Source organism: uncultured Succinivibrio sp., from assembly GCF_902756765.1.
Lineage (GTDB): Bacteria > Pseudomonadota > Gammaproteobacteria > Enterobacterales > Succinivibrionaceae > Succinivibrio.
In genome coordinates, this window is sequence record NZ_CACVSS010000006.1 from 1 (window position 1) to 13,898 (window position 13,898).

At 41.7% G+C, this 13,898-nt stretch carries 14 protein-coding genes; 5 read left to right on the forward strand and 9 right to left on the reverse strand.

All coding sequences use genetic code 11. The annotated features are described in order from the left end of the window. Positions 1 to 511 precede the first annotated feature (511 nt). Positions 512 to 1,558 (reverse strand): OmpA family protein, encoded by a 1,047-nt coding sequence (locus tag QZU45_RS01595; RefSeq protein ID WP_295350793.1) that lies wholly within the window; start codon positions 1,556 to 1,558, stop codon positions 512 to 514. Positions 1,559 to 1,910: 352 nt separating this feature from the next. Between QZU45_RS01595 and QZU45_RS01600 the strand changes: the two genes are divergently transcribed. Together QZU45_RS01600 and QZU45_RS01605 are read left to right on the forward strand one after the other, a co-directional pair. Further along, on the forward strand, positions 1,911 to 2,093 hold the full coding sequence (locus tag QZU45_RS01600; protein ID WP_295350796.1) for a hypothetical protein: 183 nt from the start codon (positions 1,911 to 1,913) through the stop codon (positions 2,091 to 2,093). Continuing rightward, on the forward strand, positions 2,078 to 2,203 hold the full coding sequence (locus QZU45_RS01605) for a hypothetical protein (RefSeq protein WP_295350799.1): 126 nt from the start codon (positions 2,078 to 2,080) through the stop codon (positions 2,201 to 2,203). The genes QZU45_RS01600 and QZU45_RS01605 overlap by 16 nt, the downstream gene beginning before the upstream one ends. 51 nt (positions 2,204 to 2,254) lie before the next feature. On the opposite strand, the gene QZU45_RS01610 is transcribed toward QZU45_RS01605, so the two are convergent. The 5 genes from QZU45_RS01610 to QZU45_RS01630 form a co-directional block, all read right to left on the reverse strand. Continuing rightward, positions 2,255 to 3,304, reverse strand: coding sequence for an outer membrane beta-barrel protein (locus QZU45_RS01610; RefSeq protein WP_295350802.1), 1,050 nt, complete (start codon positions 3,302 to 3,304; stop codon positions 2,255 to 2,257). A 206-nt stretch (positions 3,305 to 3,510) separates the two neighbouring features. Continuing rightward, positions 3,511 to 3,945, reverse strand: a complete 435-nt coding sequence (locus QZU45_RS01615) for a hypothetical protein (RefSeq protein WP_295350805.1) — start codon at positions 3,943 to 3,945, stop codon at positions 3,511 to 3,513. Between the two features lie 8 nt (positions 3,946 to 3,953). After that, positions 3,954 to 5,480, reverse strand: coding sequence for a threonine ammonia-lyase, biosynthetic (ilvA, locus tag QZU45_RS01620; RefSeq protein WP_074839398.1), 1,527 nt, complete (start codon positions 5,478 to 5,480; stop codon positions 3,954 to 3,956). A 4-nt stretch (positions 5,481 to 5,484) separates the two neighbouring features. After that, positions 5,485 to 7,335 (reverse strand): dihydroxy-acid dehydratase, encoded by a 1,851-nt coding sequence (gene ilvD / locus QZU45_RS01625; RefSeq protein WP_295350808.1) that lies wholly within the window; start codon positions 7,333 to 7,335, stop codon positions 5,485 to 5,487. A 102-nt stretch (positions 7,336 to 7,437) separates the two neighbouring features. Continuing rightward, positions 7,438 to 8,367, reverse strand: coding sequence for a branched-chain amino acid transaminase (locus QZU45_RS01630; protein ID WP_295350811.1), 930 nt, complete (start codon positions 8,365 to 8,367; stop codon positions 7,438 to 7,440). Positions 8,368 to 8,612: 245 nt separating this feature from the next. On the opposite strand from QZU45_RS01630, the gene QZU45_RS01635 reads away from it, so the two are divergent. Together QZU45_RS01635 and QZU45_RS01640 are read left to right on the forward strand one after the other, a co-directional pair. Beyond that, positions 8,613 to 9,530: an acetyltransferase gene (locus tag QZU45_RS01635; RefSeq protein ID WP_295350814.1), complete on the forward strand. Its 918-nt coding sequence runs from the start codon at positions 8,613 to 8,615 to the stop codon at positions 9,528 to 9,530. 326 nt (positions 9,531 to 9,856) lie between these two features. Continuing rightward, positions 9,857 to 10,615, forward strand: a complete 759-nt coding sequence (locus QZU45_RS01640; protein WP_295350817.1) for a hypothetical protein — start codon at positions 9,857 to 9,859, stop codon at positions 10,613 to 10,615. Positions 10,616 to 10,761: 146 nt separating this feature from the next. Here QZU45_RS01640 and QZU45_RS01645 read toward each other — a convergent pair whose 3' ends face one another. Both QZU45_RS01645 and QZU45_RS01650 read right to left on the reverse strand, forming a co-directional pair. Further along, positions 10,762 to 11,379, reverse strand: a complete 618-nt coding sequence (locus QZU45_RS01645; RefSeq protein ID WP_295350820.1) for a thiol:disulfide interchange protein DsbA/DsbL — start codon at positions 11,377 to 11,379, stop codon at positions 10,762 to 10,764. 14 nt (positions 11,380 to 11,393) lie between these two features. Beyond that, entirely contained in the window at positions 11,394 to 12,416 is a 1,023-nt protein-coding gene (locus QZU45_RS01650; protein ID WP_295350822.1) for a squalene/phytoene synthase family protein, read from the reverse strand. Positions 12,417 to 12,502: 86 nt separating this feature from the next. On the opposite strand from QZU45_RS01650, the gene yciA reads away from it, so the two are divergent. Continuing rightward, a complete protein-coding gene (gene yciA, locus QZU45_RS01655) occupies positions 12,503 to 12,991 on the forward strand; it encodes an acyl-CoA thioester hydrolase YciA (protein ID WP_363667948.1) in 489 nt (162 codons plus the stop codon). Positions 12,992 to 13,027: 36 nt separating this feature from the next. Here yciA and QZU45_RS01660 read toward each other — a convergent pair whose 3' ends face one another. Further along, positions 13,028 to 13,663, reverse strand: coding sequence for a TetR family transcriptional regulator (locus QZU45_RS01660; RefSeq protein WP_295350825.1), 636 nt, complete (start codon positions 13,661 to 13,663; stop codon positions 13,028 to 13,030). Positions 13,664 to 13,898 lie beyond the last annotated feature (235 nt).

Here is a 13,898-nt window from a genome sequence, read left to right on the forward strand (position 1 = left end):
GTTTTACTAACCGCATGAGAGGTAAAAGCATTAGACATATAATTGAGGTTGTATCTAAAACTCCAAGGATGCCTAAAAATGCTTAACCAACCATGCATGCCACCAAACAGAATCAGTCTTAATTATTATTTTTCTATGACTTCCACCTAAATACACAGGTATGAGTCACTGATAAAACAGTTTTTAATTTAAGTATAGATAAAAGACCTTCATTTAACTAAAAAAGCTCTTCTTAACAGCCCAAAATCAATAAAAAAAGGATATACAGAAACTTCCAAGATTTTTGGCTTTCACAAACTCTGCTTTTTAATACTTAACGAATGAAGTTTTCTTATATTTTTTTATCGACGAGTACAAAGACAAATTGAGAAAAGTACGATTAAAGGAGGAGAGATATCACTAATTTGGATTTGTTTTGACACCACATAAAACAGTTTTCTGAATATACAGAAAAAAAAATCCAGCATCTGTCAGGACACTGGATTTGATGTAATCTCAGAGAAAACGTTAATTACTTAACTTCTGAAGTTAAACCTGAAACAACAACCTCAACACGACGATCTGGTGCTAAGCAGTCGATTAAAGCCTTGCGACCCTTTACGCCATCACACTTGTTGCCGGTTACAGGATTTGCTTTACCCTTACCCTCTGAAACCTTAGCAGCTACGCCATTGTTCTGTAGTTCTGCGGTAACAGCGTCAGCACGCTTCTGAGACAGCTTGTTGTTGTATGCGTCTGAACCGATGCGGTCGGTGTAGCCGTATACTTCAAACTCAGCTTCTTCTAGCTGATTTGCTGACTGAACAACATTTGAAACTGCGCTCTGACCTTCAGCAGATAGCTTTGAGCTGTCGAATGGGAATAGAACACCTGCATCTAAGGTGTGGGTCTGAGTGGTCTTAACCTTCTTCTTTGCTACAGGAGCTGCAGGCTGTGCGCCACCGAAGGTGTACTGGAAGCCTAAATATAGTAAGCTCTCGTCAAGACGCTCTTTTGAGTCTAATTCGAACTTAGCAGTATTTACGAAATAGTCATAGCCAAAACGAACTGCGAATGCAGGAGTGAATGCGTACTGAACGCCAACACCAGCTACCCCACCGAAACGGTGCTCTGACTCGCCATCCCATGAACCCCAGTTATAGGTAGGACCAATCTTGAAGAATACGTCTGAACCCTTGGTATCAAAGGTATATGCGAATTTGCCGTATAACTCTACGATATTGAAGTGAAGGCTTGAACCGCCTGAAACTTCATTACCGTTCTCATCTTCACCTGAATAACGAAGATTCTGGTCGCCGATATAGTTATAGCCTAAGCCTAAACCGAACCAGTTGTACATATTGTACTCACCGAATAGCTTTAAGCCATAGCCTTCCTTATCGAAAGAAACAACATCCTTTGCCTTAATGCCGTTGATAGTTGCATTGTTGAAAGAATGATCATAACCGTATGAGTAACCGCCAGCAGCACCAACGGTCCATGAATCTGGTAAAGCTGCATTAGCTGAACCGAAAGCAAAAGCTGCTACAACAGCTGCTGCTAATAGATTTAATTTCATAATATATTTCCTTTTGTATTAGTAAACTAAATAGATTAGTTAACCTATTATACAGTTGCAAAATAAATCAAAAAGAAACAAAGAGAGCTGAATTTTCTAAAATGTGAAGTATTACGTGCAAAATTTACATTTTTTTCGACTAAAAAAATTTTTTTTGATCATTTATGAACATTTTGCTAAAAAAAGCTGCAATTAATCATAATCTGAGACTGTTTTTATCTGTACAGCAGGCATAATTTACAGTTTAAGCCCCCTATAACCACATATACTTTGCAAAAAATCACAGCTTAGAATTCCTGTATAGAGTCAGAAAAAAATAAGACCTTACTTTAATACCGATCCTCAGCAGGAAATGACAGATAATCAGAAGGTTATTCACAATTTTATAGCAGATCTCTTTATGCCTTCTGATACCTCCCTATATGACGATAATGATGGTAAGGCTGGCAACCGTATCAAACAGGTTATGCTGCAGCACATCGATGCCATAAAAATCATGCTGGAGGACAGCTATAACAAGTGCCCCTTCCTTTAGATACTCTGCCAGCAGGAATTAAAGAAGCTTTAACTCCTGTGCTCAAAGACATGTTTATTGCCTTTACCAGGGATTTCGAAGAACTTTTCATCGTCTGCTCAATCCCATAAAAAAAGCCCTGATTTTACTCAGAGCTTTTACATTTATTTAGAGGTTAAAAACTACTTAGCCTGTGTGGTCTCACCGGTAACAACAATTTCTACACGACGATCAGGAGCAAGACAGTCAATTAAAGCCTTACGTCCCTTTACACCATCGCACTTGTTGCCAGTTACAGGATTTGCCTTACCCTTACCATCAGATACCTTTGGTGTTACACCATTGTTCTGAAGTTCTGCACTAACTGCATCTGCACGCTTGTCAGACAGCTTCAGGTTATAAGCGTCTGAACCGATACGATCAGTATAGCCGTATACCTCAAACTCTGGATTCTCCATGCTGTTTGCAGACTGAACAACATTAGCTACAGCACTCTGGCCTTCACTTGATAACTTGGCGCTGTCAAATGGGAACAGGACGCCTGCGTCAAGAGTATGAGTCTGGGTTGCCTTAACCTTCTGTACAGGAGCAGGAGCTGCTGGACCACCGAAGGTGTACTGGAAGCCTAAATATAGTAAGCCTTCGTCCATACGCTCATCGTCATATCCCTTAACATCAGAGAAATCGACTTTAGCTACACGGAAGAAGTAATCATAACCGGCACGGATTGCCAGATTCTTGGTAAATGCATAGGTAACACCAACACCGACTACACCGCCAACCTTATGAGACTTCTCACCTGCCCATGAGGCCCAGTTGTAGGTAGGACCGGCTTTGAAGAATACGTCTGAACCGTTATCATCAAAGGTATATCCAAACTTACCATATAGCTCGGCAATGTTGAAGTGCATCTTTGAGCCTTCTTTAAAGGCTTCACCAGCATAGGTTCCCTTCAGATAGCCATCCTGACCGCCGATATAGTTATAGCCAAGACCTAGACCGAACCAGTCAGTGAAGTTATATTCACCAAACAGCTTGATGCCATAGCCATTTCTTCCCCAATCCATAGCAACATCAACATCGTCGTAAGTCATGCTCTTAGGGAATTTATGATCATACATATGAGCCCAGCCTAAAGCACCGCCAACGGTCCATGAGTCTGGTAATGCAGCATTTGCTGAACCAACAGCAAAAGCAGTTACAACAGCAACAGCCAATACGTTTAGTTTCATAATATAGTCCTTCATAAAAATACCCGAAATTGGTCACTCTATTATACGAAACCAATTTGTGGTCGGAGCTGTTGATATATCAGATAAATATCAGGAATGTGAACATATTCATCTCTTTTGAAGAAAAGAGTAGAAAAATTAGATATAAGGCAGATTTTTATTTGAAATTTAGCGCGTTAGGATCTTGTACAAGCTGTATTCACAGATCAGTAAAGGTTTGGACGGGCCTGAAGCTTCAGAATCTCGCTTACTTTCAGGGCCTGATTGGCTTTTTTATACAGGGCTGTAAGCTCATCCTTCTCGAAGTTTCCGCAGGCCAGGAAGAAAAGATATGATCTTCCGTCAAAGTAAGTCAGAAGACCTGAGCAAGGAGCATTATCCACATACTTGAAGGCAAAACCTCTCAAATCCACAACAGCTTTTAAATCCCAGCCCTGATAGGAGTCCATCATATACTGGGCATACTGTTTGGTAGTTGAGAGATTAACGATTGGATCGAGGATCTGCAGAGAAGCATTCTTGCCTCCCTGCTCATCGTAGTATGAAGCCTTGTTCCCTACTATCACCTCTTCAAAATCCTCTACTGCCGCAGCGGCACTCAGAGAAAGGAAGATCAGAAACAGAGAAAAAAGCTTCTTCATAAACAAAGTTACCTTACAAGCTGCTGATAAGCTGTATTGGAGGTTACCTCCTCTACAGGGTAGTTAATAGCCTTGATAAACTCGTTAACACCTTCTTCCTTATCAGTTACATCAAGTCCGCACAGTACAGAGCAGAACTCGAGACCGGTAATACGGAAGTGGAACAGAGTAATGTTGTAGGAGTTACCCAGAGTTTCAAGGAATCTTAACAGTGCATTTGAGGTTGCAGGGAACTCGAAGAGGAACAGTCTCTCATTGAGCTTGGATGAAGGATGGCCGCCAACCATATAACGCAGATGATCCTTTGCCAGGGAGTCATCGGTCAGATCGGTAACCAGATATCCGTTCTTCTTTAACGACTTGCAGATATCATTAAGCTCCTTCTTGCCTTCAGTCAGTTCAACTGATGCAAACACACGTGCTCTGTCGTCCTTATTATATCTGTAACTGAACTCGGTTACCACACGATCACCCAGGGACTTCACCAGATCAAGGAAGGCACCGATCTTCTCAGGGATTTCCACTGAAAGAATACCCTCTGACATCTCACCAACGTCGCAGCGTTCTGCAACCATACGCAGAGAATGGAACTTCACATTGGCACCTGACAGAATTGCAATGTGGTTGCCGCTCTTGATGTTGTTCTCGCGAACATATTTCTTAAGACCTGCAAGAGATAAGGCGCCGCTAGGCTCAGCAATAGCACGGGTATCATCAAAGATATCCTTCATAGCAGCACAGATCTCATCATTTGAACAGGTAATGATGTCATCGAGATACTTGCTTAATACTCTGAAGGTCTCGGTTCCGGCCTTGCTTACAGCAACACCGTCAGCGAAGTGTGAAACATAACCGATATCCACTGGAGCACCAGCCTTTAAGGCGGCCTTCATACAGGCAGAACCTTCAGCTTCAACACCTATAACCTTGATGTGAGGAAGAATTGCCTTGATATAGGAGGCAATACCGGCTGCAAGACCCCCGCCGCCGATCTGTACGTAAATGGTATCGATATTGTCGCACTGACCGATAAGCTCATGAGCAATTGTGCCCTGACCTGCAATCACGTCAGGATCATCATAAGGAGGGATCATGGTCAGATTCTTCTTTTTAGACAGCTGCTGAGCATAATCATAGGACTCATTGAAACTGTCACCGTAAAGCACAACCTCGGCACCGAAATTTCTAACGGCATCGATCTTAAGATCAGGAGTGGTTGTAGGCATTACAATTACAGCCTTGATGCCAAGCTTCTTGGCAGAAAGGGCAACACCCTGAGCATGGTTGCCTGCGGATGCGGTAATAATACCTGACTTTAAAGCAGCCTCGTCCAGATTCTTGATCTTGTGGTAGGCACCGCGAAGCTTGAAAGAATGGATCTTCTGATAGTCCTCTCTCTTGAGCAGTACATTCACACCCAGTCTTGAAGAAAGAGAGTCAAGACTCTGCAGAGGAGTAACCTTCACCAAGTCATAAATACGGGCTAATAGAGTTTTCTTAAGATAGCCCTGTGCATCTAACTGTTTTTCTGCCATATTCTTATAATCCTTCTAATTTATTGCGATCACGCACACCGCCCTTATCAGCGCTTGAGGCTAACTTACCGTAAGCCTTAAGTGCAAAGGAAATCTCTCTGTCACGGCTTACTGGCTGCCAGGCGTTCTTTCCTTTTTCTTCCATTCTGGCGCGTCTTGCTGCAAGTTCCTCATCTGAAACCGCCATACGAATGGTTCTGTTTGGAATATCAATCTCAATCAGATCGTTTTCCTCCAGAAGACCGATATTTCCACCGTTTGCAGCTTCAGGGGAAACGTGTCCGATGGAAAGACCAGAAGAACCACCGGAGAATCTGCCGTCGGTTACCAGAGCACATTTCTTGCCAAGACCAACAGACTTAATATATGAGGTTGGGTACAGCATTTCCTGCATACCCGGACCGCCGCGAGGACCTTCATAACGAATAATTACGACATCGCCTTCCTTAACCTTGCCGCCCAGAATTCCGTCTACACCGTCCTCCTGGCTCTCGAAGATTCGTGCAGGACCGACAAACTTGAGAATAGATGAATCAACACCGGCAGTCTTAACGATACAGCCGTTCTCAGCAAGATTACCGTACAGTACAGCCAGTCCGCCGTCCTTTGAGTAGGCATGGTCGATATCGTGAATACAGCCGTTTACACGGTCGGTATCCAGCTTGTCAGTGGTATTGTTCTGAGAGAAGGCCTTGATATTGTACTTACCGCCGGCACAGGCTTTGTAGAACTGTTTAACATCCTCAGATGGATTCTTTTCAAGATCATACTTATCAATCTGCTCACCAATGGTCATACCAAGAACGGTCTTTGAATCCTCATGCAGCAGACCTTTCTTTTTGAGCTGAGCCATAATGTTCATGATACCGCCGGCATTGTGCAGATCTTCCATATGCCATAGGGGAGTTGAAGGGGACATCTTGCAGATGTGAGGAACCTTTCTTGATAATCTGTCGATATCTGCCATGGTAAAATCGACACCGGCTTCCTGAGCTACAGCCAGAAGATGCAGAACGGTATTGGTAGAACCGCCCATTGCAATATCCAGGCTCATGGCATTTTCAAAAGTATTCTTGGTTGCAATTGAACGAGGCAGCACTGAATTGTCACCGCGCTCATAGTGAGCCTTGGCCATTTCTACAATTCGCTGAGCAGCCTTAACAAACAGCTGCTTTCTGTACTCGTGAGTTGCAACAAGTGAACCGTTGCCAGGTAGGGATAAACCTAAGGCCTCGGTCAGGGAATTCATTGAGTTTGCGGTAAACATGCCAGAGCATGAACCGCAGGTTGGACATGCTGCAGATTCAACAGCGCGAACCTCTTCATCGGTAACATTTGGTTCAGCTGATACCACCATGGCATCAATCAGATCAACCTTATGGTCACAGCCATCCATACGACCGGCTTCCATTGGACCGCCTGAAACAAAGATTACAGGAATGTTCAGTCGCATTGAAGCCATCAGCATACCAGGGGTTACCTTGTCACAGTTTGAGATGCAGACCAGAGCATCAGCCTTATGTGCATTTACCATGTACTCAACAGAGTCGGCAATAATATCACGGCTTGGCAGAGAATAAAGCATACCGGTGTGGCCCATGGCAATACCGTCATCAACAGCAATGGTATTGAATTCCTTGGCAATACCGCCAGCCTTCTGAATTTCCTCAACTACAAGCTGACCAATCTCGTGAAGATGAACATGTCCTGGTACAAACTGGGTAAATGAGTTTGCAACCGCAATAATTGGCTTTCCAAAATCACTGTCCTTTACACCGGTTGCCTTCCATAAAGCACGGGCACCGGCCATGATTTTGCCTTCATAGGTTACCTTAGAACGATAGTTGTTTGACATATGCGGTTTCCTTTTTTATCTGCGCAATTCTACTGATGCATGTGTTATTTTGTATTCAAAGACAGAACTGCTCCATTTAAGGAGCAGTCTTGTTTTTTTAGATTAGGCTTTGCAAGGAGTTAACCAGCCGTACTTGTCTTCAGTCTCGCCTCTTACGATTGCAAAGAATGCATTCTGAAGCTTCTCGGTAACTGGACCTCTGTAGCCCTGACCAACATCAATTCCGTCAACAGAGGCTATTGGAGTGATCTCTGCAGCGGTACCGGTGAAGAACATTTCATCAGCCAGGTATACAAACTCACGTGGAAGAGGCTGTGTACGAACCTCATAGCCTAAATCCTGAGCAACCTTGATAACAGCATCACGGGTAATACCAGGAAGCAGACCGGCTGTGGTTGGAGCGGTATAGATTACGTTATCCTTTACAAAGAATACGTTCTCACCTGAACCTTCTGAAACATAACCGTTTGAATCTAAAGCGATTGCCTCGGTGTAGCCATTGTTGGTGCACTCATTTGCAATCAGAATTGATGACAGGTAGTTACCAGCTGCCTTAGCCTCTGTAGGAATGGTATCTGGAGCAAGACGGCGCCATGAGGAAACACAGGCCTTAATACCTTTCTTCAAGCCTTCCTCACCCAGGTATGCACCCCATGGAAGAGCACAGACCATTGCATCGGCATTAACCCCTTTCTTGAACTTAACACCCAGACCAACTTCACCCATGAAGATCAGAGGACGGATGTAGCCAAACTCCAGACCGTTCTCGGTGATAACCTTCTTACAGGCATCCATCATCTCTTCTTTAGTCTGAGCAACAGGGAATCTGTAGATCTTTGCAGAATTGAATAATCTGTCGATATGCTCCTTAAGACGGAAAATCTGAGGTCCCTTTGCAGTCTTATATGCACGAATACCCTCAAACACAGCTGAACCATAGTGCAGAGCATGAGCGGTTACGTGAACCTTGGCATCAGCCCATGGAACCATCTTTCCGTTGAACCATATAAACTTAGTTGTATCTGAGTCCATTTTTAATCCCCTTTTGTTATTTCAATCGAACGTAAGTTCTGAAAAGTCTATCACCTTGTTCAAACCAAAATTGCCAAATAAATCATGGTCTGAAGCAATTTTTTTAATTTGAAGTCTAATCTGATTATATCTCAAAAAATGAAACATAGTTAATATTATGTTCCTTTTTTTGCAAAAATAGAATTATGCTCAAAAAGTGGTAGAATGTGAACTCAATTATCCAACGTATAAGGTTAACTATTAATATGCTGTCTTTTTTACCAGCTCCGCTGCTGTTTATCATCAACAGTCTCTTGATTGCAATAAATGTAATCCTGATTGCTACGCCAATTCTGATACTTGGAATAGTCAAGATTATTCTTCCTTTTGATTTCATTCTGCGCCTTGTAGACAACTGTAACTATTACCTTTATAAGGTCTGGGTAGTGAACAACAGAATGCTGATGGCTCTGACCAATGACATCAAATGGCATATTACAGGAGATGAGATCCCATTTACCCGTAAATCCTGTATCGTGATGTCAAATCACATCAGCTGGCTTGATATTCTTTTCATCGGCTCTGTATATGGCGGAAGAATTCCTATCACCAAGTTCTTCATGAAACAGAACCTTATCTATATTCCCTTTGTAGGTCTAGCCTGCTATACCCTTGGGATGCCTTTCCTGCGCAGATATCCAAAAGAGAAGCTATTAAAGAATCCCGCATTAAGAACCAAGGATGTTGAGACCACCAAGAAGGTATGCAAGGATCTGATAAAATACCCTTCATCACTGATTAACTTCTGTGAAGGTACACGTTTTACCCCGGAAAAAGCCAAGAAGGCAAAATCAACCTACAGACACCTGATGCCTCCAAAGGCTGCATCTTTAGGTGTTGCCCTGTCAGAAATCTATGACGAGGTAGAGTACATCTTCAATAACACCTTCTACTATCCTGAAAACTCAAAGGGAGCTTTCATGGATATGATGTTCGGAAAGATCAAGGATGTTTATGTAAACATCGAAATCATAGAAAAGAACGACCGTCTTCGTGGTAATTATCTTGAAGACAAGACCTTCAAGCACGATTTCACCATGTATCTGCGTGAACTGTGGGAAAAGAAAGATCAGCTATTAGATGAGATGGAAGCCGACTATCGCAGCAGAAAAAATAACAAATAACTATCCGTTTTTTCAGGAAGGTGGCTATATTTGCCACCTTTTTTTTGTTATCAGAGGCCACCTGATAGATAGTGAATTCCAATCACTATGTTGATTTTTGTGCTAATCACTGAATTAGCACTTTTTTCAGCAAAATCTAAATTCAAGTAAACCTATTCAAGTAATTGGTAGTATGTGTGATAGTCTAAGCCGAGCAGTTTTCTGCTTGGCTTATTTTTTAAATAATCATCTATCTCTCACAAAACATTAGCTTTTCTCTAGACAAGACCTTCTGGATACATAAAACTTCTAACAGTCTTGTTCAAATTAACTGAAGAGCTCCCCCTATGAAAAAAATATCGCTGCTCACTTACCTTTTTGTCTGTACCTTGACTGCCTGTACGACTTTAAAACAGAGTCCACAGGATAAATATTTCTCAGATGCGTCACTACTTACAAGAGATTATGAGAATGCCGTCATTGATGCGGTTATTCCTGACAGAAGCAAAGTATATTCAGAACTTGTGCAGATAAAGGGACCTGATAACAGTTCAGGACAGGAATGGATTACTGTAGACGGCCGGAATATGGTACTTGTTACTTCAGTGATTAAAGATGAGTTTCTAAAGTACTGGATGAATGACGAACCATTTGAAGTCGGAGTTGACTGCTGGGTCAGCGTCCCTTCAGAATGGAGCAGGTTTAAAAAGGAATTTGAACCGCTGAGCGATACCCAAAAGATGATCAGAATGCAGCAGCTGGTTGGCATCCCTCAGGATAGCCACTATTCAGTTGTAGTTGAGTTTTATGCAGATGCAGAAAAAATATTCAGACCTGCAAAAGATCCGGAGACAAGCGACAGTGTTGCCTCAATTGAATATCCTGCTGGCACTAAAGCTGAATACAGAGAATGGTTTGAGAACCTAAAAATGCAGTCATATCAGGGTACCCCTGCCTATCCTTTTACTCAGCTGGGATACTGTTATGACTGGAACAGCAACTCTAAAAACCACGTCGGAGTCAGTGAGTTTATAGTACCAAAGGGGACTCTGATAAAAGTTAAGTCCCGTATGGACTATCAGGAGTTTATTGACGAGATTAAATAGCAGTTCAGTTTATATCTTAAGTACGTCTTATGAGCTGAAAAAGAGAGAGAGAGCTATCAACGAAATTGAGCTACTCCAATCTAATGCTAAGGCTAAACGAAATCACCGTTTAGCCTTTGTATTAAATAGACGAATTCTTTTGAAGTCTACTTAAGCGTCAGAAGATATCCGATTAGTTCAATATATTGCTCTGCAGTATCAATATTGTCTGTCATGGCAAGATATTTGCCATTCACCACAATCTCAGGCACAGCCTCAATGCCATACTCCTTTACATAGCGATCAAACTCTGAGATTTTTGCTGCAGTTATAAAGGATTTAGATTCCTGCTCATATCTTTCCCTGGAAACTCCAAGACTTTCAAAAAGATCAGTGAAATATTCAGGCCCTTCAGGAAACTTTTCCTTAACGTGAATTCTTTCGAAAAGCTCTTCTCTTAATTCTTCACCAATTCCAAGATTCAGAGCAACAGCATAGGCCTTCTGAGTTTCGACTCCGGCATCTCCGCCGATGACACCTACTGGATTATAGATATACTCAGCCTTGCCGGCAAAAGCCTTTTTTATCTCATTAAAGCTTGGATCCAGAGCATAGCAGTGGGAGCAGAAAAATGAGAAGAACTCTCTGATCTGAGGAGTAGTGGTGATATGCTCTGTTACAATCTTGTAATCAGACCCCTGCTTGTATTCCTTTGCAGAAACACTGTTTACTAAAAACACACCGACTGTTAGAGCCAGAAAAACTTTAAATGCATTCTTAAACATCAGTAAATCCTTAATTAAAAAGGCAGTCTTTCCCAGCAGGAAACTCTGCTGCGCAGTTCGTGAGGGTCACGCTTTACTCTTTTAACCCCTCGACTGATATAGGAAAAGAACATTCTTGTAAGAATATTATTCTTTACCACCATTTTACTTAAAATATAAAGTATTTTTACGGTTCTTCGGGAAATTTTAACATTCCTGTCTTCGGCCACATCCGCTTCACTTAGAAGTTTCAGCGTAGCAGTAGCCATTGCAATATTGAGGAGACAGAATAATCTTATTCCCGACTCTTTGGTAGGGATCATGAGAATAAAACTCAGAGCATCATCTAGGTGACCCTGACAGATTGAAATATATTCCCTGGTAACATCAGCCGCATTGGATCCATCCTTTGCAATCGGCAGAAAACAGGCATCACGATCCTTATCAACAAGACGATCCTTTAGGATATTTGTAAGCTGCAGACCTTCACCAAAGCTTACAGAGAGAGCCATCAGCTCTTTTCTGTCGATATCATGGTTGTGCTCATAGAACAGTGCCGCAAGAAGTTCACCGACCACACCAGCCACATAATAGCAGTAATGATCCACATCATTTAGGTCTTTAATCTCCGTTCCCTCAAGGGAGCGGGACATTCCCAAAGAAAGAATAGAAACACCTCTGGAAAGAATATTTTTAATCTTTACCGGATAGGTAAGAGTCCTTTTAACAACGGCAGGCATATCGGAAATCAGATCAAATTCCTTATCTACAGCCCCGTCACGAACCAGATCAACTGCCTGCTTGTGTAGTTTTAAAAGTTCCATTTCATCATTAAAGCCTTCCTTGCAGAAAAGAGAAAAAGACTTTAACCAGGAGATTTTTTTATCCACCGCTGCTTTGGGATCATCCTCTACGGTATCAGCAATTCTACATAAAAGATAAGCGTTTGATATATAATCTACCAGTGCTTCAGGAAGCATTGGAATAGTAAGAGCAAAGGTTCTTGAAACATTTTTCAGGTGTTCCTGCTGAGAAGAAAAATCAATTTCAGTTAACACTTTGAAAAAACCCCGTCACGCAAAATTTTCTATAATGATACAGTCAACAGAAAAATATAAAAATAAGATTTGGATAGAAGTATATCATGGATAACTGCTTACAAAGAGAACATCCTCCTGTAGGAAACCTTTTATTAAGAACCCTGGCAATGCCTGGAGATACAAATCCGGCCGGAGATATTTTCGGCGGCTGGATCATGTCGCAGATGGATATAGCTGGAGCCCTGCTTGCAAGAGAGGTAGCCAACGGCAGAGTTGTAACCGTTGCGGTTGAGGGTATGTCATTTTTAAAGCCTGTTGCTGTAGGAGATATAGTCTGCTGCTACGGTAAATGTACCCATGTAGGACACACCTCACTTAAGGTACATATGGAAATCTGGGTAAAGAAATTTATAGTCTCACCTACAGATGAACACGTGGATAGATATCTGGTTACCGAAGCTAACTTTATATATGTAAGCGTGGATAAGGATGGAAAGCCAAAACCTCTGCCTCCTACAGCAAAGATTGTGGCTGAACAGGGAATTGATGCGGCCAGAGTAGGCCTGAACAGCGACGGTACGCTGAAAAACTGACAGTAACTGACAGAGACAATCTGTCAGTTTCAATGTTTATAGAACGTCAGTGGTTAAAGTTTTGATCTCCTCAAATTCTCTATCAATAAAGAAATCAAAATTCTTCTTAACATTCTCTGTATAGCCAAGTCTGGACTGATGGAAGAAACCTACACAGAAAATAGCCAGATGTTCAGCTGCAGCTTCAACGGCAAGATTTGCTGGAAGCTGCCCTTTGGAAATACAGTTTCTTAAAATCTTGTGCATAAGTTCATGTCTTGATTTTATAAAATCAAGAATTCTTTCTCTTACCTCGTCATTGCCGGCAGATCCGCTCATAATTGAGATAATCATGGACATCAGAGAGGAACTGATGAATTTGTTTCCTTCCTCATCTACCATTGATCTGATGCAGGATTTAAGTTTGCCAAATGGATCTTTTTCATCTGGATCAGAGGCATCGTGAAGAAGATCAATAGAGAACTTCTCCTTATCCATAAAATCCATCAGATTAACCAGAAGCTCTTCCTTATTCTCAAAATGCCAGTAGATAGCACCCCTGGTAACCCCTGCATACTTAGCAATATCAGAAAGACTGGTTCTCTCATAACCTCTGCGTGTAAATAATCTCTGAGCACTTTCAAGGATTTTTCTTCTTGTAGCTTGGGAGTCTTCCTGTGTTCTGCGAGGCATAAAAATCACCTTTTATTATATAATTTGAACAAGAATCTGTTTTTTGTATGTAAATCTAGCTAGATTTTATGAAATCTGTGGTATTTGTCAATGAATTTAGGAGTTCAAAACATAAATACCCCTTATTAATGCAACAGTTAGATTACACAATCTATTAATGTATAAAACTGACATATGCAGATTAATTTCAAGAAAAAATCTCAAAATCCACATAATCTTTTGAAAAAACTAAAGC